The sequence below is a fragment of the Actinomadura sp. NBRC 104425 genome, assembly GCF_030269545.1.
Classification (GTDB): Bacteria; Actinomycetota; Actinomycetes; order Streptosporangiales; family Streptosporangiaceae; genus Spirillospora; species Spirillospora keratinilytica.
In genome coordinates, this window is the sequence record NZ_BSTN01000020.1 from 1 (window position 1) to 21,522 (window position 21,522).

General features: G+C 72.3%; 16 protein-coding genes and 1 tRNA gene. 10 read left to right on the forward strand and 7 right to left on the reverse strand.

Going from position 1 to position 21,522, the window contains the following annotated elements; all coding sequences use genetic code 11:
• Positions 1-541: 541 nt before the first annotated feature.
• A complete protein-coding gene (gene upp / locus QSK22_RS24805) occupies positions 542-1,180 on the reverse strand; it encodes a uracil phosphoribosyltransferase (protein ID WP_285496770.1) in 639 nt (212 codons plus the stop codon).
• A gap of 298 nt (positions 1,181-1,478) precedes the next feature.
• On the opposite strand from upp, the gene QSK22_RS24810 reads away from it, so the two are divergent.
• From QSK22_RS24810 to QSK22_RS24830, 5 genes are all read left to right on the forward strand, one after another.
• On the forward strand, positions 1,479-1,772 hold the full coding sequence (locus tag QSK22_RS24810) for a hypothetical protein (protein WP_285496771.1): 294 nt from the start codon (positions 1,479-1,481) through the stop codon (positions 1,770-1,772).
• An 871-nt stretch (positions 1,773-2,643) separates the two neighbouring features.
• Positions 2,644-3,129 carry a tRNA adenosine deaminase-associated protein gene (locus tag QSK22_RS24815; RefSeq protein WP_285496772.1) on the forward strand — a complete coding sequence of 162 codons (486 nt, stop codon included), beginning with the start codon at positions 2,644-2,646 and terminating at the stop codon, positions 3,127-3,129.
• 75 nt (positions 3,130-3,204) lie between these two features.
• Positions 3,205-3,642 carry a tRNA adenosine deaminase-associated protein gene (locus tag QSK22_RS24820; protein WP_285496773.1) on the forward strand — a complete coding sequence of 146 codons (438 nt, stop codon included), beginning with the start codon at positions 3,205-3,207 and terminating at the stop codon, positions 3,640-3,642.
• Positions 3,635-4,105 carry a tRNA adenosine(34) deaminase TadA gene (gene tadA, locus QSK22_RS24825; RefSeq protein ID WP_285496774.1) on the forward strand — a complete coding sequence of 157 codons (471 nt, stop codon included), beginning with the start codon at positions 3,635-3,637 and terminating at the stop codon, positions 4,103-4,105. Before QSK22_RS24820 ends, tadA begins: the two co-directional genes overlap by 8 nt.
• Positions 4,106-4,115: 10 nt before the next feature.
• Positions 4,116-4,200 (forward strand) — tRNA-Ser (locus QSK22_RS24830).
• An 86-nt stretch (positions 4,201-4,286) separates the two neighbouring features.
• On the opposite strand, the gene QSK22_RS24835 is transcribed toward QSK22_RS24830, so the two are convergent.
• Both QSK22_RS24835 and QSK22_RS24840 read right to left on the reverse strand, forming a co-directional pair.
• On the reverse strand, positions 4,287-6,938 hold the full coding sequence (locus QSK22_RS24835; RefSeq protein WP_285496775.1) for a SpoIIE family protein phosphatase: 2,652 nt from the start codon (positions 6,936-6,938) through the stop codon (positions 4,287-4,289).
• Positions 6,939-8,229: 1,291 nt separating this feature from the next.
• Positions 8,230-8,910: a B3/B4 domain-containing protein gene (locus tag QSK22_RS24840; protein WP_285496776.1), complete on the reverse strand. Its 681-nt coding sequence runs from the start codon at positions 8,908-8,910 to the stop codon at positions 8,230-8,232.
• Between the two features lie 79 nt (positions 8,911-8,989).
• On the opposite strand from QSK22_RS24840, the gene QSK22_RS24845 reads away from it, so the two are divergent.
• Complete coding sequence (locus tag QSK22_RS24845) at positions 8,990-9,553, forward strand: helix-turn-helix domain-containing protein (RefSeq protein ID WP_285496777.1); 564 nt, start codon at positions 8,990-8,992, stop codon at positions 9,551-9,553.
• A gap of 201 nt (positions 9,554-9,754) precedes the next feature.
• On the opposite strand, the gene dnaN is transcribed toward QSK22_RS24845, so the two are convergent.
• The 3 genes from dnaN to QSK22_RS24860 form a co-directional block, all read right to left on the reverse strand.
• Complete coding sequence (gene dnaN / locus QSK22_RS24850; RefSeq protein WP_502872361.1) at positions 9,755-10,915, reverse strand: DNA polymerase III subunit beta; 1,161 nt, start codon at positions 10,913-10,915, stop codon at positions 9,755-9,757.
• 105 nt (positions 10,916-11,020) lie between these two features.
• Entirely contained in the window at positions 11,021-11,578 is a 558-nt protein-coding gene (locus QSK22_RS24855; RefSeq protein ID WP_285496779.1) for a methylated-DNA--[protein]-cysteine S-methyltransferase, read from the reverse strand.
• A gap of 27 nt (positions 11,579-11,605) precedes the next feature.
• Positions 11,606-13,075: an AlkA N-terminal domain-containing protein gene (locus QSK22_RS24860; RefSeq protein WP_285496780.1), complete on the reverse strand. Its 1,470-nt coding sequence runs from the start codon at positions 13,073-13,075 to the stop codon at positions 11,606-11,608.
• 154 nt (positions 13,076-13,229) lie between these two features.
• On the opposite strand from QSK22_RS24860, the gene QSK22_RS24865 reads away from it, so the two are divergent.
• The 3 genes from QSK22_RS24865 to QSK22_RS24875 all read left to right on the forward strand — a co-directional run bounded on the left by QSK22_RS24865 (position 13,230) and on the right by QSK22_RS24875 (position 16,313).
• Positions 13,230-13,592, forward strand: a complete 363-nt coding sequence (locus tag QSK22_RS24865; protein WP_285496781.1) for a nuclear transport factor 2 family protein — start codon at positions 13,230-13,232, stop codon at positions 13,590-13,592.
• Between the two features lie 332 nt (positions 13,593-13,924).
• The gene (locus tag QSK22_RS24870; protein WP_285496782.1) at positions 13,925-15,118 is read left to right on the forward strand and encodes a methyltransferase; all 1,194 of its coding nucleotides are present in this window, start codon (positions 13,925-13,927) and stop codon (positions 15,116-15,118) included.
• Between the two features lie 283 nt (positions 15,119-15,401).
• Entirely contained in the window at positions 15,402-16,313 is a 912-nt protein-coding gene (locus QSK22_RS24875; protein ID WP_285496783.1) for an SDR family oxidoreductase, read from the forward strand.
• Between the two features lie 153 nt (positions 16,314-16,466).
• On the opposite strand, the gene dnaB is transcribed toward QSK22_RS24875, so the two are convergent.
• Positions 16,467-19,079, reverse strand: coding sequence for a replicative DNA helicase (gene dnaB / locus QSK22_RS24880; RefSeq protein WP_285496784.1), 2,613 nt, complete (start codon positions 19,077-19,079; stop codon positions 16,467-16,469).
• Between the two features lie 1,053 nt (positions 19,080-20,132).
• Here dnaB and QSK22_RS24885 point away from each other — a divergent pair.
• Positions 20,133-21,467, forward strand: coding sequence for an MATE family efflux transporter (locus QSK22_RS24885; protein WP_285496785.1), 1,335 nt, complete (start codon positions 20,133-20,135; stop codon positions 21,465-21,467).
• Positions 21,468-21,522 lie beyond the last annotated feature (55 nt).

Consider the following 21,522-nt stretch of genomic DNA (forward strand, 5'->3'; position numbering starts at 1 on the left):
AACAACACCGCGCGGTCGCCACCCGCTACGACAAGCTCGCCGTCCGCTACGAAGCCACCATCCACATCGCCGTGATCGACATCTGGCTCCGCGCCCTCACCAAGACCACTTTCTAAACACGGCCTAGGCCATGTCCGGTGGATCTTGGCACCCGGCTCTTGAGAGCGGGTGGAGGCCGGGTCGTCCGCTGCGTGCTTGCGAGTCTGCGGCTTCGCCGCCGTCATGTGCGAGCGGACCGGTGCGGCGGCCGCCCTGCCGACGGAGCAACTGTGGTCGGGATCGCCCCGGTCACCGCACTGCTGCGTGCCCATCATGATCCACCGAACACACCCTAGGGCGAACGCACCGCGACAGGGGCACGCCGTTCGGCGTTCCGGCCTACGTTTATCGCCCGTGCGCGTGCTGGCGAGACCTGGTGCTGCTTGATGGGGCATGCCATGTCGGGACATGCCTGCTGCCTGGTGGCCCCGGCTCACCCCCGGCCCATGCCGCGTGATCGCGTGGACGCGCGGTCGGCGCGGTAGGTCAAGGCGGCCGGTTGTCAGACGACGCCGTAGAGGCGGTCCCCTGCGTCGCCCAGGCCGGGGACGATGAAGCCCTGCTCGTTGAGGTGGGAGTCGACGGCGGCGGTCACCACCCGAATGGGCGTGTTGGTGCCCTCGAACACCGTCTCCAGGTACTTCAGGCCCTCGGGGGCGGCCAGCAGGCACAGGGCGGTGACGTCGGTCGCCCCGCGGTCGAGCAGGAGCCGGATGGCCGCGGCGAGGGTGCCGCCCGTGGCGAGCATGGGGTCGAGCACGTAGCACTGGCGGCCGGACAGGTCGTCGGGCAGGCGCGTGGCGTACGTCTGGGCCTGCAGCGTCCCCTCGTCCCGGATCATCCCGATGAACCCGACTTCGGCGATCGGCAGCAGCCGGGCCATGCCGTCCAGCATCCCCAGCCCGGCCCGCAGGATGGGCACGACGAGCGGCTTGGGGCTGGCCAGCCGCACCCCCGTCGCATCCGCCAGCGGGGTCTGCACCGTGACCTCGGCGACGCGCACGTCCCGGGTGGCCTCGTAGGCCAGCAGGGTGACCAGTTCGTCGGCCAGGCGGCGGAACGTGGGAGAGTCGGTTCGCTCGTCCCGGAGCGTGGTGAGCTTGTGCGCGACGAGCGGATGATCCACGACGAGGGTCTGCATGGGCACACCGTAGTCCACACCAGGCGATTCCTCGCACATCCGTTGTGAGCGGATACGAGCCCGGTGACCTGGGCAGGATGAGGCTATGAGCCGCGATCGCAGCCAGCGGCCGGGGGACGCGGCCCCGGCACGTGAATCCGTCCATGACCCGCCCGGTGAGGCCCGGGCCGAACACCCTCAGGCGCCGACGCATTCCTCTCACGACGGCGAGGCCCGGTCCGGAGGGCCTGCCGGGACCGATGCGGCCCCGCCCCGCCCGGACGTAGGGATCGCGCAGGGCGCGTGGGACGTTGAAGCCGTGGGGGACGCCGAGACCACCGAGGACACCCAGGCCATGAGGAACGGGCAAGCCGAAACCCCAGACGACGACGGGGACCTCCGGGGCGCCGGGAACGGCGACGACGCCTCGGCCGACCCCGCCTCCGACCGCGACATCACTCCCGAGCAGGTGCGCGAACGCCTCCGCCGCCGCGCGATCTTCCTGCGTGAACTCGCCGAAGCCCGAGAACTGCGCCGCCGCGTGACCCCGCACCGCTCCCGCCGGGCCCGCATCCATGCGGCTTTGCGGCGCCGCACCTTCCGTCTCCACTGAAACCGACCTGCATTCACGCCCGCCCAATCGGTCGACGAAGCACCGCCCTGCCGTGCACGCGTCGTCCCGCCACTACCAGAGCGCCGGGTGAACCGATCGCCCTCGCCCGGCGCTCGCGCCCCGTCAAGCACCGCGCCGGCCGCCCCGCCCGGTCCTCGGAGACAGCGAGGCTGCGCGGTCCGGCGCCCTGGCTGACGTTGAGCAAGGCCAGGCTGTCCATCGCGGGGGTCACCGTCGTCAACGAGGACCAGCCCCACAAGTCGCGTGATAAACACCACATCTGAACGCCCGTCACCGCGGCCACATGCGCGATCATCGGCCGGCTGCGTCACCGGCCCCGGCTAATTAACGGCGCCATCGCCCTTGTCTGCGAACCGCTCGGCGCGGGAGGCGTCGATGGCCTCGGGGACGAGTCACACCAGGGAGACCCTGGAGGCCTACTGCGTCACCGGCTCCCTGCGCGTGCCGCCGGCGGCGAGGGCGAACAGCAGGGCGATGCCGGTGAAGCGGGCCGAGATGTCGCGCGCACGGGACCGCCGTGCCGGACGGGGCGGGCCGTCAGGGCAGGCGGGAGAACCAGAGCAGGGATGGGCTCGATCTTCGACTCCTGGGACGAGGCGGGCCCGCGCGAACGCGCCGAACTGGCCGCACCCGGCATGCGAAGCCGACGGCAGCGGGCCTGCACACAAGCGCCGTGCCCCCCGAACGGCCGACCCCGGCGGCGGTCTGCGTACATCCTCCTGCAGACTCGACGGAAGGCTGTCGCGGGCCGGATCAGGGCCGCAGCGGCGCCCAGTTTGGCGGTGGTGCACGCGAGCAGCCGCCGCATCTGGGACCATGCGTTCGCAGGAACGGCGCCGGTGGGGTGGAAATGACGGATGTGGACGCGACGGACTTCGCCGTCGTGGTGTACCGGGAGGACGACAGTTGGGAGGCCGGGGTCCTCCCCGTCGCGCTGACCGAGGACCTGGAGGGGCTGATCCACGCCCTGCGGCAGCAGCCGAGCATCGGCGGCACCATCGGCCTGGTCTCGGTGGGCGACGACTTCTTCGTGGCGATCCGGCTGCTCGGCGACGAGGTCATGGTGTTCCTGTCGGACGTCACCGCCTCGGTCGACTGGCCGCTGGCCGGGCAGGTGCTGGAGTACCTGGACATCCCCATCCCCGAGGACGAGGAGCTGGACCAGGTCCTCCCGGTCGGGGACATGTCGATCTTCGCCGATCTGGGCCTGGACGAGATGGAGCTCGGCGCGATCTCCGGCGACCTGGAGCTCTATCCGGACGAGATGCTGCTCAGCATCGCCACCCGGCTCGGGTTCGCGGCCGCCTTCGAACGGGCCCTGGACACGATCAACTGACCCCGCGGCCCGCCGCGGCCTTCGGGCGCCGTCCGGGCATGTGACCGGCGCAACATTGTGCGTCACAATATCTGAGTGTCCTGTTTCGCCGCCGTCTTCGCGCAGACCCCGCAGGGCTGGGTGGGGACCGAGGCCATGCTCTCCGAGGCCGAGGACGTCGACGACCTCGCCGATCTGATGCGCGAGGCCGCCGTCGAGTCCTACGGCGATCCCGTCCTGCTGCTGGTCGAGGAGGACGACGAGTGGTTCGCCGTCGTCCGCGTGGACGGCGAGGGCGACCCGCGCGCGTTCGTGTCCGCCGCGCACGGCGACGGGCTCGGGGCGCTGCTGCGGGAGCTGGTCGGGGAGGTGCCCGAGGGCGACGCCGCGGGCGAGTCCGGCCTGCTGGACGACCTCGGCGTGGACGCCGCGCACCTCGTCGAGCTGGGCGAGCGGTCGCTGCCCGGTGACGCGCTGGCGGCGATCGCCGAGCTGGCCGGGTTCGGTGAGGAGTTCGACCGGCTCCGTGACTGACCACATCGCCGCGTACGAGGCCGCGATGCGCCTGGCCCTGGCCGAGGCGCGCCGCGCGGGCGACTGCGGGGACGTGCCGGTCGGCGCGGTCGTGCTCGGCCCGTCCGGCACGGTGATCGGCACCGGCCGCAACGACCGCGAGCGGACCGCCGACCCCACCGGGCACGCCGAGATCGTGGCCATGCGCGCCGCCGCGTCGGCGCTGGGCACGTGGCGGCTGACCGGCTGCACCCTCGTGGTGACGCTGGAGCCGTGCACGATGTGCGCGGGGGCCGCCGTCCAGGCCCGCCTCGACCGGATCGTCTACGGCGCCGTCGATCTCAAGGGGGGCGCGGTGGGCTCCCTGTGGGACGTCGTCCGCGACCGCCGCCTCAACCACCGGCCCGAGGTCGTCGCCGAGATCCTGGCCGACGAATGCGGCGAACTGCTAATCGAGTTCTTCGCGCACCGCAGAGTCGGGTAGGCTTCCCCGCGGTGGTGTCGCCTAGTGGACGAGGGCGCACGCCTCGAAAGCGTGTGAAGGGCAACCTTCCGTGGGTTCGAATCCCACCACCACCGCGTCGCACAGGGAGCCGTGCGTCCGCCGCCCGCGGACCGCGGCTCCGCTGCTTTTCACGGGTGCGATGGTCCTTGGGTGGCGGGCGTCAGACCCGCTGGTGCTCGACGGGGCGGTCGGCGGCGCGGGGGGAGCCCGGCTGGGGGATGCGCTGCTCGACCCAGATGGTCTTGCCGCCGGAGTTGTAGCGGGTGCCCCAGCGGTGGGACAGGGCGGCGACGAGCTGCAGGCCGCGGCCGCCCTCATCGGTGAGCTTGCTGCGGCGGATCAGCGGGGTGGTGAGGCTGCTGTCGGACACCTCGCAGGTCAGCGTCCAACTGCGGATCATGCGCAGTCCGATCGGGCCCTTGGCGTGCCGGATGACATTGCCGACCAGCTCGCTGACCAGCAGCTCGGTGGTCATCAGGAGCGTGTCGTCCAGCCCCCAGGCGGCGAGTTGCCCGCGCACGTGCTCGCGGGCCAGCCCAGCGGCCCTCGGGTCGTCGGCGAAGGTCCACGACACGACGTTCTCGGGGGCGATCCGGTGCGTGCGCAGGACGAGCAGGGCGGCGTCGTCGGCGATCGGCTCGTGGGCGGGCAGCAGGGCGCGGGTGACGTTGTCGCGGACCGTCCGCAGCGGCATGTCCGGCTCGGCCCGCAGCGCGCCGGTGAGGGTGTCGGCGAGGCGCGCCATGCCGGACTCGATGTCGCGGTCGATCGCCTCCACCAGGCCGTCGGTGTAGAGGACGAGCAGGTCGCCGTCGCGCAGACGCGCGGTCATGGTGTCGAACGGCGGGGCGGCGGCGCCCAGCGGCGGGTTGCCGACCGCCGTCAGGAAGGCGGCGGTGCCGTCGCGGCGGACGAGCACCGGCGGCGGATGGCCCGCGCTGGCGAACGACAGGACGCCGGTGACGGGGTCGTAGACGCCGTAGAGGCAGGTGGCGAAGTAGTCCTCGCCGAGGTCCCCGACGATCGCGTTCAGCCGGTCCAGGATCTCGTCGGGCGGCAGGTCCAGGTCGGACAGGGTGCGCACGGCGGTGCGCAGCCGTCCCATGGTGGCGGCCTCGGAGATGCCGTGCCCCATGACGTCGCCGATCACCAGGGCGACCCGCTCGGACGACAGCGGGATGACGTCGTACCAGTCGCCCCCGATCTCGGCGCCGTACCCGGCGGGCCGGTAGTGCGCCGCGGCCGACAGGCACGGCAGCTCGGGCAGCTCGCGCGGCAGCAGGTCGCGCTGGAGCTCGCGGGCGCGGGTGGCGGCGTCGTCGTACAGCCGCGCCCGGTCCAGCGCCTGGGCGATCAGGCCGCTCAGCGCGGTGAGCAGGGTGCGTTCCTCCCTGCTCAGGTGGCAGGGGCCGGCGAAGCCCAGCACACCCACGCCGATGACGCGCCCCGACGCGATCAGCGGCAGGAACGCCCGCGCGTCCTTGTCCTCGGCGAACGGGTACTCGGCCACATGCGGGAAGCGGGCGAGGACCTCCTTGGCGGAGGCGAAGAACATCGGGGCGCGGGTGCGCAGCGCCTGCCCGAACGGCGAGTCCCACGGGAACGGCGAGCCCGACAGCCGGTCGATGAAGTCCTGGCTGTACCCGGCGGCGCCGGTGACCCGCATGACGCCGCCCTGCACCTCGCAGATGAGCAGGCCGCTGGCGTTGAAGGCGGGCAGGACGTTCTCGGCGACGGCGTCCACGACGTTCTGCGGGGTGACGGCCTCGGTGAGGGCGCGGGTGAGCCGGTCGATGAGCGCGGCGCGGGCGCTGGCGGCGCGGACCGCCGACAGGACGCGCGCCACCGAGTCCAGGGCGGCGTGGTCCTCGTCGGTGTCCCACGTGGTGTCCCAGAAGGTGCCGACCAGCCGGATCACCCCGCTGGATTCGTCCACGGTGATCCTGGCCCGGATCCGCAGCCAGCCGAAGGAGCCGTTGGCGCGCCGCACCCGGAACTCGGTCTCGTAGGCGCGGTCCGACCGCATGGACCGCTCCAAGTCCTTCCCGACGTTCGGCAGGTCGTCGGGGTGGATGACGTCCCGCCAGCTCTCGAACCGCTCCCTGGGGCCGTCGAAGCCGATGCCGGCGACCAGGTCGCTCAGCGAATCGCTGTAGACCACGCGGCCGGTGACGATGTCGAGCTCCCACATCCCGGTGGTGCCCTCGGGCTGCGGCTCGGCCTCGCCGACGTGCTCTGCGTCGGCGGGGTGCGCGGCGGTCGTGGCGTCGGAGGCCGCGCGCAACAGCACCTCGGCGGCACTGCGCGCCACGTCCTGCAGGAACTGCTGCTGGTCGCGGGCGGGCTCGACGTCCGACGGCACGAGCACGGACAGGGCGCCCAGCGGACCGGCCGGGCCGGGCAGCGGCACGCAGAGCATGCCGGCGGCCAGGGGCAGACGGGGCGGCCTTGGCCGCAGCGACTCCTCCGCCCATGCGGCGGGCGGCTCGATGGCGGCCCGCCACACCGGCCGCCCGGTGCGCCAGGCCTCGGCGGGTGCGGCCGGGTCGCCCTTCGGAATGATCTGCCAGGCGCGCATGACCGACGCGGGCAGGCCGCTGCTGACCACCAGGTCCAGCTCCCCGGCGACGCCCCCGGTCGCCAGGTGCGCCATGCCGCCCAGCCCGTCGAACTCGGCCATGGCGTGAGCGAGCGCGGACCGCAGGACATCGGTGCCGCCGTCACCGGGGTCGACGGCCGCGAGCAGCCGCAGCCGCTCGCGCCGCACCCGGTGCGGCCGCCCCTGCGGGCCTTCCGCAAGCCCTTCGCTCACGCCCACCCAGGCCCTCCTCCCTTGGCCGCCCCCGCTCCGGGGTGCCCCTGCACCCCTGCCCTTTCGCAGACGGCACCGTCATGGAATCTGGTGATACCGCATCAGACCATGATGATTCCGCCAGTAAACGATAAGCTCACAAGCGCTAGAGCGGACTGCGCCGTATGCCCTGTTCCTTGACTTTAACGGTTTTTGAAGTTTCTTTGACGGACATTTGAGAGATGCCGCCCACCAGGAGGGCAGCGGCGCGCCCACCTCCTCCGCCGTGCACAAGCGGCCTGGACGCCGTCCCACCTAGGGCACCGCCCACGAGCCCCGCGACGATTGTCGAGGCCAATAACCGGCACCATAGACAAATCACAACAATAGCCGTCTAGGGCAAAATCCCGGTCACAAACCCCGCTTTCCGGACGCGACCGGAAGAGCAGCGTTTGACACAGCGACGAGCGGACGGCAGCCGATGCGAGATCCGGCCTGTCAACCGGTGGCAACCACGGCGACACCCGGCACCCGGCCGCCACATGGTCCGGTCGGCACGCGCCGTACGCGTTGAGGTTCGTCGCCCGCGCCGGTCGGCCGACCGAGCACGGCGGCGACCGCCCCCGGTTTTCCGGACAGTCCCTTGCCCGGTCGTCGACCGACGGCCCCCGCGCCCAGGCCATGACGGACGAGCGTGGCACAGCGGGGGTACTGCGCCATCAGTCGGGCCGGTTGACGTGGCGTTCACCCACATCGCAACGTCGGCGGCGCTGCGGTCGCATCGGATACGGCGGCCCGCCCGGGCGGCTGATCGGCAGATTCGCCGACGGCGGCGACGTCACGGCCCCGCAGCAGGCGGCGGACGCCGCGGGCTGCCGTCCGACCCGCACCCGAGATCCCCGACTTGGGGCGCGCGGGCGGCATCATGCAGGCTGCCGGCATCCGGCCGATTGACCTGCGGCGGTGTCGCCGAGGGAGCCGGCGGCGCCGTCCCCGTGCTGGTGATCGCAGTACCGCCGCGGACTACCTGGACGAAGCCGAGGCCATGGCCACTTCGCCGGGATGACCACGCCGCCGTGGGTTGGGCCCAGGCCGTGCGGCGGCCGGGGGCGCGCCGGTCATGCGAGCGTTGGGCATCTTCGCGCGTTCTGGCGTGGACTGACTGTTTCGCTGCTCTTTCGGGGAGGCTACGACCGTGGGAGACGGACCGATACGCCGCCCCCGGCGCCGCTGATGACCGGGTGTCGGCCGCCGACCCGCACCTGGACGAGATCCGCGGCTGACATGAGCCGTGTTCAAGGGCTCGGCGCCGTCACTCTCCGGCGATCAGGCGGGTGGCGATCCGGACGTCGGGCGAGATCTCGCGCAGCCGGGCGGCCAGTTCGTCGCCCGTCTCGCGCAGCCGGTCCAGCGGGTACGGTTCGAGGCGTTCGAGCAGGAAGAGGGCGTTCTTGGTGGACTCGGTGATGCGGGTGCGGACGCACTGCCGCCAGTTCCAGCGGCGGCAGGTCACCCCGGCGTCGTCGCGCCACACCACCTCGCCCTCGGCCGGGTGCTCGACGGCCGGCTCGCCGCCCGCGACGGTGTCGAACGGCTCGTCGCCGGCGGCGCGGACCAGGCGCGCCGGTCCGCGGTAGGCGTCGAGGTCCTCGCCGCCGATCGGCAGCACGTACCGCACGCTGACCGCGTTGTAGGCGTCGACGACCTTGTTGATCGAGGGGAGGGCGTCGGCGCGGCGCAGCAGCGCGTCCACCGACGGCCGGGTGCGCTGCGGCTTGGCGCCGAACGCCCGGTAGGCCTCGCGCCAGGCGGTGACGTGCGGGTCGTCGGGCGCGGCGTGCTCGGCGGCGGCGGTCAGCCATGCCGCCGAGGTGTCGTCGCCGGGGCCGTTGAGCAGGCCCTCCGCGGTCATCGCGAGCACCGCGAAGTCGGGGCGCAGGGCTCGCACTGCGTCGTCGACGACGATCCGGTCCAGCATTCGGGGTTCCCTCATCTCGGTCACTAAAATGAAATCGAAAGTCAGTATAACGACCGGCCGTGCGGGGGGCCGGGCGCGGCGGCGGGAGGAACCTGTGAGCGACCAGGAAGCGATCGGCGAGGCCGTCGCCAGGACCGTGCGGTCTCTGCGCGCCGGGCACGGCTGGAGCCTGGACGAGCTGGCCGGCCGCGCCGGGGTGAGCAAGGGCGTGCTGGTCGGTCTGGAACAGGGGCGCGGCAACCCCAGCCTGGGCACGCTGATCCGCATCTCCGAGGCCCTCGGGGTGCCGCTGACGCGGCTGGTGCAGGTCGAGGAGGAGCCCGTGACACGGCTCTTCCCACCGGACCGGCACGTGGTGCTGTGGCGCGGCCCGTCCGGCGGCACCGGCACGCTGCTGGGCGGCAGCGACCCGCGGCCGTCCCTGGAGCTGTGGCGCTGGGTGCTGCGGCCCGGCGAGGTCCGGCGGAGCGACGCGCATGTCTCCGGCACCAAAGAGATCATCTACGTGGAGGACGGCGTGCTGACGCTCGGCGTGGCGGGTCACCGCGACACCGTCCAGGCGGGCACGGCGGCCGTCTTCGTCGGCGACCGCCCGCACTCCTACGGCAACGAAACCGACGAGGATGTGCGTTTCGTCCTGGCCGTCATGGACCCGTGACCCCCTTCCGTGCCGCCCGCACACAAAGGGCGGGGTCCTATCAGCGGTCCGTCGGTGCCGCCGGACAGGGGGACAACCCCCCAATTCATCAACGGTGTACTCGCCGGTGCGCGGTCGTACCTATGTCGCACCTATACAGACGGCGACGACCTGCACGGGTGACGGCCGACTGCTCGGCCCGGCCCCCGGGGCGGCGGCCGGTCAGGCGGTCAGGCGGATCGGCATGAGGAGGTAGCGAAAGCCGGTGTCGCCCGTGTCGTCGGGCGGTGTGTCGGAGTCGGCGTCGTCGTCGCGGCGGTCGGGGATGGCCGTCAGCAGCGCGGGACGGGTGGGGCCGGTGCACTCCAGGCGGGTGTACTCGGTGTCGATGCCGGCCAGGCCGTCCAGCAGGTACTGGGGGCTGAAGGCGATGTCGATCCCCTCGCCCGTGAGCAGGGCGGGAATGGTCTCGTTGGCGCGGGCGGCGTCGCCGGAGGCGGCCCGGATCAGCACCTGGTCGCCGGTGAAGTCCAGGCGCAGGGGGGTGTTGCGTTCGGTGACCAGCGCCACCCGTTTGATCGCTTCGATGAACGGGGCGGTGCGGACCTTCGCGGTGGTCGACCACGCGTCGGAGAGCCGCGATCGGTAGTTGATGAACTGGTCGTCCAGCAGCCGCGTGGTCGTGCTGCGGTCGCCGCTGGAGATGCCGAGCAGCGTGTCGCCCGTGCCGCCCAGGCCGATGGCGACCTGCGAGCCGGGACGGATCGCGCGGGCCGTGTCGGCGAGGGTGCGGGCGGGCACGACGATGCCCGCGGTGAAGCCCGGGTCCGACGGCGACCAGGTCAGCTCGCGTGCGGCGATCCGGTAGCGGTCGGTGCAGGCCAGCCACATCGTGTCGCCGTCGAAGTCGATACGGACGCCGGTGAGCATCGGCAGCGTCTCGTCGCGTCCCGCGGCGGGCGTCACCTGGGCGACGGCGGCGGCGAACACCTCGCCCGGCACCGTCCCGGACGGCTGCGGCGGCTCCGGCAGGGTCGGATAGTCCTCCACCGGCATCGTCTGCAGGCCGAACTCGGCGCTGCCGCAGCGCACCACGACCTCGGTGCCCTTGGTCACCACCTCGACCGGGTAGGGCGGGAGGTTGCGCACGATGTCGGCCAGCAGCCGTCCCGGAACAAGAACGCGGCCCGGCTCGGTCACGTCCGTCGCGACGGCGGCCTTCGCCGACACCTCGTAGTCGAACCCGGAGAGGGTGAGCGCACCGTCGGCGGACGCCTCGACGAGCATCCCCGCCAGCACCGGAAGCGCGGGCCGCGACGGCAGCGTGCGCGCCGCCCACGCCACGGCCTCGGCGAGCGTCTGCCGCTCGACACGGAACTCCACCATGGCCCAGCCCCCCTCGGTCGTCACGGCGCACGTTAACCGCCGGCCCTGACAAAACCGCGTTCCCCGTCTGGAGGAGCCGAAGCCGCAGGGCCGGCGCGCCGGTCACAAAAGGGCGGCTCCCATGGCGGTGCGGCGCTCGAAGTCGAGGAGGAAGCGCTTGCGTTCCAGGCCGCCGCCGTATCCGGTGAGGCCGCCCGTCGAGCCGATGACGCGATGGCACGGGACGATGATGCTGATCGGGTTGCGGCCGTTGGCCAGGCCGACCGCGCGGGCCGCCGTCGGCCTGCCGATCTCCCGGGCGAGTTCCCCGTACGAGACCGTCTCGCCGTAGGGGATCTCCCGCAGGGCCTCCCAGACGCGCAGCTGGAACGGCGTGCCGTGCAGGGCCAGCGGCAGGTCGAACGTGGTCAGCTCGCCGGCGAAGTACGCCTTGAGCTGCTCGGCTGCGGCTGCGAACGGCTCGTCGGCGATCGCCGCCCGCAGGCCGAACCGCTCCTGCGGCGGACGGTGGCGTTGCGCGTCCACATAAAGGCCGCACAGGACGCCGTCGTGGGCGACGAGCGTGAGCGGCCCGACGGGGCTGTCCAGCACGGCGTGCGTGCGGTGCCCGGCCGGGACCGTCGGTGCCGACGCGGCCGCCGCGACGGATGTGGAGGTCATGGAGTCACAGATCCTTTCGGAAGATGCTCAGGCGGGGATGCGGTTGATGGCGTGGTCGCCGGTCGCCCACAGGTACTGGACGGCGTAGGCGCGCCACGGCCGCCACCGCGCCGCGCGGCGGATGAGGGCCGCCGGGGTGGCGGGCAGGCCCAGGTCGGCGGCGGCGCCGCGGACACCGAGGTCGGTCGGGACGAACGCGTCCGGGTCGCCGAGGGCGCGCATGGCGATCGTCTCGACGGTCCAGGGACCGATGCCGGGCACGGCGGCCAGTCGGGCGCGGGCCTCATCCCAGTCGGCGCCGGCGTCCAGGTCGATATCGCCGCCGGCCAGGCCCGTGATCAGCGCGGTGAGGGTGGTGCGGCGGGCACGCGGGAAGGCCAGGGCGGACGGGTCCGGCTCGGCCAGCGCCTCGGGCGCCGGGAACAGGTGCGTCAGGCCGCCGCCCGGATCGATGATCGGCTCGCCGTGCGCGGTGACCAGGCGGGCGGCGTGGGTGCGGGCCGCCGCGGTGGACACCTGCTGGCCGATCACCGCGCGGATGGCGAACTCCGCAGGGTCGACGGTGTGCGGGACGCGCCGCCCCGGGGCCTTGTCCACCAGCGGGGCCAGCACGTCATCGGCGCGCAGCAGGTCGTCGACGGCGACCGGATCGGCGTCCAGGTCCAGCAGGCGGCGGCACCGGCTGATCGCGATGGTCAGGTCGCGCAGGTCGGTGAGGGTGAGCGTGCAGGCCACGTGGTCGGGAAAGGGGCGCAGCGCGACGACGCCGTGCCCGTTCGGCAGCCGCAGCGTCCGCCGGTACGCGCCGTCCCGCCACTCTTCGACGCCCGGGACGGCGGTGGCCGCCAGGTGCCCGAACAGGTTGTCGGGGCACAGCGGGGCCCGGAACGGCAGCCGCAGCGACAGCGCCCCGGACGCGACGCCCGTCTGCCCCCGCATCGCCCGTTCGCGCAGCTCGGTGGGGGTGAGCGCGAAGACTTCCCGCACGGTGTCGTTGAACGCCCGGATGCTGGCGAACCCCGCGGCGAACGCCACGTCCCCCATGGGCAGGGCCGTGGTCTCGATGAGCAGCCGCGCCGTCTGCGCGCGCTGGGCCCTGGCCAGGGCGAGCGGTCCCGCGCCGAGCTCGGCGTTCAGTTGCCGTTCGATCTGGCGGGTGCTGTAGCCGAGGCGGGCGGCCAGGCCGGGCACTCCTTCACGGTCGACCACGCCGTCGGCGATGAGGCGCATCGCGCGGGCCACCACGTCCGCACGGTGGTTCCACTCGGGGGAACCGGGGCTGGCGTCCGGACGGCACCGCTTGCAGGCACGGAAACCCGCCTGCTGTGCGGCGGCGGCGCTGGGGAAAAAGCGCATGTTCTGCGGTTTGGGCGCCACGACGGGGCAGCTCGGGCGGCAGTAGATGCCGGTGGTCACCACTGCGACGAAGAACCAGCCGTCGAACCGGGCGTCCTTGGCCTGGACCGCCCGTGTGAACCGCTCCACGTCTTCGTGCATGCGTCCAGCTTCACCGATGGTCACCGGCGTCCACTAGCAAAAATCCGACATCATCCTGGCTCATGACATGTCAGGTAATCGATCAGGTCCCGGCCGTGCGGCCAGTGTGGTGACCGGCGGGAACGCCCCGCCGCCTGCACCGAGGGAGAGACCCATGAGCGATGCCCGTGCACTGATCGAACGCTACCTGGCCGCTTGGAACGAGAGGAATTCCGCCGCCCGCCGCGCCGCCGTCGACGAACTGTGGACCGAGGACGCCGCCTACGTCGATCCGCTGGTGGTCGCCGAGGGGCGCGACGCCATCGACGCCGCCATCGCGGCCGTCCAGGCGCAGTTCCCCGGCCTGGTGTTCCGCCTGGCGGGCGAGGTGGACGCCCACCACCACCTGGCGCGGTTCACCTGGGAGCTGGGTCCCAAGGACGGTGAGGCCGTGGCGGTCGGCTTCGACGTGGCGGAGTTCTCCGAGGACGGACGGCTCGCCAAGGTCCACGGGTTCCTCGACAAGGTTCCCGCCTGAACCGCACACAGCCGGGCCCCGCAGCCCTGCAGTGATCAAGGATGGCCCGCGCGCCCACCGCAGCGCGGGCCACCGCGACATGTGCGCACCACCGCCGACACAGACACCCCACCGCCACACGAACCAGCCCGACCGGAGACGACGAGCGCGGCGGCGATGCACGGCGCAGACCACCACGGACGCGGGCACCCCGCCGCCATGCCGACCGGATCAGCGTCCAGCCGGGGACAATGGGCGGGACGGCGAGCGACGGGCGGGACGGCAGAGCACAGCACGGACCACCGCGGACACCCCATCGCCGCGCCGACCGGATCGACGCCCGACCAGGAACGATGAGTGAGACGGCAAGGCGCGGCGGCGGGTACGGCGCGGACGAGCAGGCGGGCATATTGATCATCGAGTGGAGTGAGGACGGCGCGGAGCGGTCGGCGCGCTGGCGTTCGGAGAACCGCACGCCGCCGCCCCGCCGCGTCGTCGTCGCCGACGACCGGATGCGGGCCGACGATGCGTACCGGCTGGCGTGCGAGGGCACCGCGCTGCTGTGGCGCGGCGACTTCCAGAACGCCCGGCAACTGCTCTCGGCGATGGCGCGGCGCGCCGACCGCACGCCGCGCCGCAAACGCCGCGCCCGCGGCAAGGCCGGCGATCCGCCCCCTGCGCAGCGTTTCCATCTGCACAGGCAGGCACAGGGGCAGCGCGCCCGCGTACTCGGCATGCTCCTGATTCCCGTGGACGCGGGCCATGTCATCCCCCTGCGGCGCGCACCCGACGTACGGGACGCGTGTCAGGAGGTCTACGGCCCGGCGGAGGAACCGTACGTGGTGTCCCTGCGGGAACTGCAGGGTCTGATCGGCGCGCACGAATGGCGGACGAAGGGCGTGCCCATCCCCGCATTGGGGGGCGAGCGGATCCACCCCCACTACGGAGTGTTTTCGCCAGTACGCGGGGAGTACATCGACCTTGTGGCGCGGGCCCCGCTCCCGTCCGCCGAACTCGCCTACGACATCGGCACCGGCACGGGCGTGCTCGCCGCGGTTCTGGCACGCCGGGGCGTGGCACGGGTGGTCGCCACTGACGCCGACCCGCGCGCGCTTGCCTGCGCCCGGGAGAACGTCGACCGCCTGAACCTGTCGGATCGCATCGAGGTCGTCCAGGCCGACCTGTTTCCCCCCGGACGAGCCCCGCTGGTGGTGTGCAATCCGCCCTGGCTCCCTGCCCGTCCCACATCGCCATTGGAGCACGCCGTCTACGACCCCGGCAGCGCCATGCTGCGCGGCTTCCTCGCCGGGCTGCCCGCGCACCTCACCCCGGACGGCGAGGGCTGGCTGATCCTTTCCGACCTCGCCGAGCATCTCGAACTGCGAACGCGCACGGAGCTGCTCGACGCCTTCGCCGAGGCCGGTCTGACGGTCGTGGACCGGCTGGACACCAAGCCGACCCACCCGCGCGCCACCGCCTCCGACGACCCGCTGCACGCCGCCCGCGCCGCCGAGACCACTTCCCTCTGGCGCCTCTCCCCCGCCTGACGCCGTCGCCGATCAGCCAGGTGCGGCTGTCCAGCGAACGGAACGGGGCGGCGGTCCCGGCAGGCGGAAGAACGTGCTGGTCGTCCTATGGGCGGAGTGCGAGGGCGGTGCGCCCCGATTGCCGCCGTACTGCCGCATCCATTGGGCGCGGCGCGCGAGGGGTGCAGGCCCCTCATGTGCGAGGAGCCGTCCACCTTGACGCGTCGAGCAACTGCGGATGGCAGGTCGCGGCCTCCTCAAGCCCCTATAGTAAACGAACATATATTTACTAATGGAGGCAGACATGCGGCTCAGCGGCACAGTCGCCCTGGTGGCCGGGGGCACGCGGGGAGCCGGACGGGGCATCGCCGTCGAACTCGGCGCCGCCGGAGCGACCGTGTACGTCACCGGACGCACCACCCGGACGTCCCGTTCCGACCTCGACCGGCCCGAGAGCATCGAGGAGACCGCCGAACTGGTCACCGCACGCGGCGGCACAGGCATCGCCGTCCGATGCGACCACAGCGACCCCGCCCAGGTGCGCGCCCTCGTCGCCCGCATCGAATCCGAGCAGGGACGGCTCGACCTGCTGGTCAACGACGTGTGGGGCGGCGACCACCTCACCGCGTGGGATCGTCCGCTGTGGGAGCAGGACCTGTCGGCCGGCCTGACGCTCCTGCACCGCGCCGTCGACACCCACATCATCACCAGCCATCACGCACTGCCGCTGATGGTGGCGCGGCGCAGCGGGCTGGTCATCGAGATCACCGACGGCACCGAACGGATGGTGGACGAGCTGCTCAACGGCTACCGGGGCTCGTTCTTCTACGACCTGGCCAAGCAGACCGTGATCCGGCTGGCCAGGAACCAGGCCGCCGAGCTGCGCGAGCACGGCATCGCCGCGCTGGCGCTCACCCCCGGCTTCCTGCGCTCTGAGGCGATGCTCGACCATTTCGGCGTCACCGAGGACACCTGGCGGGACGCCATCGCTCGGGACCCGCACTTCGGCGCCTCCGAGACCCCCGCCTACATCGGACGCGCCGTCGTCGCACTGGCCGCCGACCCGGACGTCATGTCCAAGACCGGCGGCTCGTACAGCACGGGTGAACTGGCCAAGGAGTACGGCTTCACCGACACCGACGGCACCCGGCCCGACTTCGCCGAGTACTACCGCGACTTTTTGGCCCGCTCGCAGCGGAAGTCCGCCACGGCGTGAAACCCCGATGGCGCGGCCCGGCGCGCCCGCAACGAGAACGCCGTCCGCCCGGTCGTCATCGCTCGTGGGGCGGTCGGTCACGGAAACATGACGGCTTGCCCGCTGCCGACGTCAGGTCGCCGACCACGCAAGTGCGCGGTCGGCGACCGGCCGTCACTGCGCCATGTCCACGAAACGGCTGTAATGCCCCTGGAACGCCACCGTCACCGTCGCGGTCGGCCCGTTGCGGTGCTTGGCCACGATCAGGTCGGCCTCACCGGCGCGCGGCGACTCCTTCTCGTAGGCGTCCTCGCGGTGCAGCAGGATGACCACGTCCGCGTCCTGCTCGATCGAGCCGGACTCCCGCAGGTCGGACACCATGGGCTTTTTGTCCGTCCGCTGTTCCGGACCACGGTTGAGCTGCGACAACGCGATGACCGGCACGCCCAGCTCCTTGGCCAGCAGCTTCAGCGAACGGGAGAACTCCGACACCTCGACCTGGCGGCTCTCCACCCGCTTGCCGGACGTCATCAGCTGCAGATAGTCGACGATGACCAGCCGCAGGTCATGCTGCTGTTTCAGGCGTCGGCACTTGGCCCGGATCTCCATCATCGACATGTTCGGCGAGTCGTCGATGAACAGCGGCGCCTCGGCGACCTCGCTCATCCGGCGGGCGAGTCGCGTCCAGTCCTCGTCGGTCATCGTCCCCGACCGCATCGCGTGCAGCGCCACCCGCGCCTCCGCCGACAGCAGACGCATGGTGATCTCGTTGCGGCCCATCTCCAGGCTGAAGAACGCCGAGGTCAGCCCGTGCTTGATGGACGCGGCGCGGGCGAAGTCCAGCGCCAGCGTGGAGTTGTGGGTGGGAATGCACGACCGTCCGGCCAGGTACATGTGGTCGTCGTTGTCGACCTGCACGCACCGCACCGGCACGCTCGCTATGGGCCGCACGTCCACGATGTACCGGACGCGGCTCTCCAGGGGGACGGCCCGGCGCAGCCGCGCGGCCTTCTGCGGCAGGCGGAACACCGGCTCGGCCGGGGTGAAGGCGATCCGGTAGCGCGTCGAATCCTCGCCCGAGCGCCCCGTGACCCGCTCGGTCGTCAGGGTGGCCTGGTGGCCCAGCGTGAGGATGAGCTCGCGGACGTCCTCCGCCAACCTGCGATCCGCCAGGGTAAGGCACACGTGCCCGGTTTCGGAGATGTGGCCGCGGGTGTCGAGCAGCCCCGCCAGCAGCGCCCGCCGCTGGCTCCGCGAAGCCCGCAGATAGACGCCGGGGATGTGCGCGTCCCCCGGCAGGCCCGGCTCACGCAGCCCCTTTCTGAAGGCTTGGCCCGCGTTCTGGCCGTCCGCGTGCCCGCCGTTCCCGTCGCCGAGCCAGGCGCCCAGCAGGTACGGGTCGATGGGCAGGTCGGCGGGCGGCAGGTGGAACGGGGCCGCGACCGCCACGGCGTGGTTGGGACGGCCGTCGTCGCAACGCAGGGTTGCGGCGATCTGCGCGGTCGTCCTGACCGAAACGGCAGGCGGCGCCACGCCCGCCGCACCGAACCGCCCGCTCCGGCCGGCCCCGCGGGACGCACCCGCCCGCACTGCGGTGACCGCACCGGCCGCCGTGCCGAAGCCGCTTTCGCCGCCACAGCCGGGCCGCGCGGTCTTCTCGGGCAGCGTCCCGGCGGGCCGCCGACTGCGCGGCTGGTCGTCCAGGTCGAACGCGCAGGCCACCGCCGGTGGAATTCGGCCGGCCGCGGCAACCGCATCGTTGTGCCGGCCGCTGGTCACCGCGACGGCACGCCCACCGGGCCGACCCGCCCCGCAACCCCGCCGGCGGCGGTCGCCCTGGCGCCGCGGCAGGCCATGTCCTCGCTGTGCGCCGCGCTCCAGTTCGTGTCGCCGACCGTCCCGGGCGGTGGTCCGCCATTGGTGCCCGGCGTCGGCGACGATCACCTCGCCGTCAGAGAACTCGATCTCGTAGCACGGCCGCCCGTGCATCACCTCGGTGGCCGCCACGACCCGGGTCGGCCGTCCGTCGGCGCCGATCAGCATGTCGCCGACCTCGACCTCGCCCATGGTCGTCCAGCCGGCGGGGGTCGGCAGCGGGGTGTCGAGCGACAGCGCCTTGCCCATGGCCGGCCGCGCCGCCACGACGATCATCTGACCGGGGTGGAGGCCGTTGGTGAGGGCGTCGAGATCGGCGAACCCCGTGGGGACCCCGACCATCTGGCCGCCGCGGCTGCCGATGGCCTCGATCTCGTCCAGGGCGCCGGGCATGATCTCGCTGAGCGGGACGTAGTCCTCGCCGGTGCGCTTGTCGGCGATGGCGAAGACCTCGGCCTGGGCGCGGTCGAGGATCTCGTCGGCGTCGGCGCCGTCGGCCGCGTACCCCATCTGCACGATGCGGGTGCCGGTCTCGACCAGCTTGCGCAGCACCGAACGCTCACGGACGATCTTGGCGTAGTAGCCCGCGTTGGCGGCCGTGGGCACCGAGGAGATCAGCGTGTGCAGGTAGGGGGCGCCGCCCACCCGGCCGATCTCGCCGCGCTTGGTCAGCTCGCCCGCCACGGTGACGGCGTCGGCGGGGTCGCCGCGCCCGTACAGGTCCAGGATGACGTCGAAGATGATCTGATGCGCGGGACGGTAGAAGTCCTGGGTGCGCAGGACCTCGATGACCTCGCCGATCGCGTCCTGGGACAGCAGCATGCCGCCCAGTACGCCCTGTTCCGCGGTGATGTCGTGCGGCGGGGTGCGTTCGAACTCCTGGTCGTGGGGCCCGAGATCGGTCACGCTCACCTGCACACCCCCTCGACTCGGTCACCGGAGGCCTCGTGGGCCCCGATGTCGCCCCCGTATCCCAGAAGTACCGGAAGCCTCCGACATTCTCCGGCCCGGCGTGCCGGGGGTGCAAAAGCGGCTGTGGATGACCTGTGGAGGACCTGTGCATACACGCCGGTGCCCCCTGTGCACAACCTGGGGACAACCCTGCGGATAACTCCATCCAAGATCCTTTAGTAAGCCGCTGACCTGCAGGAACACCATCCACCGGGTGTGTGGGAAGAAAAGTCCGCCATCCCCGCCCCCACATGGGTCCCGCCCCCGTTTCCACACCCTCGAGCCACCAGGCCGCCGCCCCCGCCAAGGCACCTTCCGAACGCCCCTCGACCGCGACCGCGCCGCCCAAGGCCCCGCTCGCCACACCACGATGCTGATCACACAACTGGCCCAACACCGCAACCAACGCGCTCGCGCCCGTGACAACGCCACATCCGCCGTCGCCCCCAGCCACACCTCACCCGCCCAGAACAACGGCACGAACGCTGTGATCACCGCCGCTACCGCGCGCCACGGTCCAGCACCGGCAGTGGCAGCCCCACCCCGATGCGGCATCCTGCACCCCAGCCGCGACCAGCGCCATTACCTTCCTCGACGTCATGCCGTCCGCAAAACCGCAGCGCCGGACCACCGCGGTCGCCCGCCAGGCGCATCACGGACGCCAACGGTTTCCGCCGAGGACCCGCTCGCGCAAGGCCACCGAGACCGCCGTACCGATCGCCATGTCCACGTCCACCGGCAGCGGCCGGCATCCACGGCCGTGCAGCGTGCCCCCAACTGCGGCACCTGGTCCCGCAAGGTCCCCAGCCGCCCCGGCCTGGGCTGCGCCTACCCCGTACACCGCCACGACGACCACTGCCGCCGGGGCCCGGCACCGAGATCACGCCCGACAACGCCGACACACCGCCGCCGCGTGCCGACCGCCAACGGCTCGTACCACCGCTCGCGGCGATGCCCGCCGGTAATAGTCAAACTTTTCATGCCCCTTACAGACTTGGTAGCGTTGCGGCAGTTATGGCCCGCTCACCCCTGCGCGCCCTCGCGAACGCGCACGACCGCGAGATCCTGCGGTTGGCGCTGCCCGCGTTCGGCGCTCTGATCGCCGAGCCGTTGTTCCTGCTCTCCGACTCGGCCATCGTGGGGCACCTGGGCACGGCGCAGCTCGGCGGGCTGGGCGTGGCCGGTCAGGCGCTGGCAACGCTGGTGTACCTGTGCATTTTCCTCGCGTACGGCACGACCGCCGGGGTGGCCCGGCAGGTGGGGGCCGGCGACATCCGGGCGGCGGTCCGGCAGGGCATCGACGGCATGTGGCTGGCGCTGGCCATCGGGACGGTCCTCGCCGTCGCGGGCGGCCCGCTGGTCCCCTGGCTGGTCGATCTCTTCGGGGCGTCGGCCTCCGTCACCCCGTACGCCCGGACGTATCTGACGGTCAGCCTCCTCGGCATTCCGGGGATGCTGGTCGTGCTGGCCGGTACGGGCGTGCTTCGCGGCCTGCAGGACACCCGCACACCGCTGCTGGTCTCCATCGGAGGTTTCTCGGGAAACCTCGTGCTGAACCTGGTGTTCGTGCTGGGGCTGGGCTGGGGCGTCGCGGGGTCGGCCTGGGGGACCGTCATCGCGCAGACGGCGAGCGCCGCCGTGTACGTCGCGGTGGTGCTGCGCGCCGCCCGTAGGCACGGCGCACCGGTACGGCCGGATCTGGGCGGGCTGCGCACCGCCGCCACGGCGGGCGTGAACCTGCTGCTGCGGACGGCGGCGCTTCGCGTGGTGCTCATCGTGGGTACCTCCGTGGCCGCTCGCATGGGCGACGCCGAGATCGCGGCCTACCAGGTGGGTTTCCAAGTGTGGACGCTGCTGGCGTTCGCGCACGACGCCATCGCGATCGCCGGGCAGGCCATCACGGGGCGTTATCTCGGTGCGTCCGACACCGCCGGGACGCGCGCCGCCACCCGCCGGATGGTCCAGTGGGGCGTCGTCTGCGGGGTCGTGTTCCTGCTGGGCATCCTCCTCGTGCGGCCCTGGCTGCCCGGGTTCTTCACCAGCGACGGCCAGGTGCGTGACCTGCTGCTGGTCAGCCTGATCCTGGTCGCGCTGCTGCAGCCGGTCGCGGGCGTGGTGTTCGTCCTGGACGGCATCCTGATCGGCGCGGGCGACGGCGCATACCTGGCCGCAACGACCCTGATCGCGACGGTGGTGTTCCTGCCCGCCGCGCTGGCGGCTTACGGGACGGGTGCCGGGCTGATCGGGCTGTGGCTGGCCATCGGGCTGTGGATGGTCGCCCGGCTGATCACATTGGGCGTGCGGACACTCGGGGACGCCTGGCTGGTCACCGGTGCCGTCCGCCGCTGACCAGCGCAAAGCGAGCTTCGGGAGGTTCTTGTGATGCGCGGGACTCCCCTGCCGA

What these genes read in the sequence shown, in the direction of transcription:
- QSK22_RS24840 (WP_285496776.1), bottom strand. Translation starts at nt 8,910, where the DNA reads ATGAGGGAACCCCGAATGCTGGACCGGATCGTCGTCGACGACGCAGTG.
- QSK22_RS24870 (WP_285496782.1), top strand. Translation starts at nt 13,925, where the DNA reads ATGAGTGAGACGGCAAGGCGCGGCGGCGGGTACGGCGCGGACGAGCAG.
- QSK22_RS24815 (WP_285496772.1), top strand. Translation starts at nt 2,644, where the DNA reads ATGACGGATGTGGACGCGACGGACTTCGCCGTCGTGGTGTACCGGGAG.
- upp (WP_285496770.1), bottom strand. Translation starts at nt 1,180, where the DNA reads ATGCAGACCCTCGTCGTGGATCATCCGCTCGTCGCGCACAAGCTCACC.
- QSK22_RS24865 (WP_285496781.1), top strand. Translation starts at nt 13,230, where the DNA reads ATGAGCGATGCCCGTGCACTGATCGAACGCTACCTGGCCGCTTGGAAC.
- QSK22_RS24860 (WP_285496780.1), bottom strand. Translation starts at nt 13,075, where the DNA reads ATGCACGAAGACGTGGAGCGGTTCACACGGGCGGTCCAGGCCAAGGAC.
- QSK22_RS24875 (WP_285496783.1), top strand. Translation starts at nt 15,402, where the DNA reads ATGCGGCTCAGCGGCACAGTCGCCCTGGTGGCCGGGGGCACGCGGGGA.
- QSK22_RS24855 (WP_285496779.1), bottom strand. Translation starts at nt 11,578, where the DNA reads ATGACCTCCACATCCGTCGCGGCGGCCGCGTCGGCACCGACGGTCCCG.
- QSK22_RS24885 (WP_285496785.1), top strand. Translation starts at nt 20,133, where the DNA reads ATGGCCCGCTCACCCCTGCGCGCCCTCGCGAACGCGCACGACCGCGAG.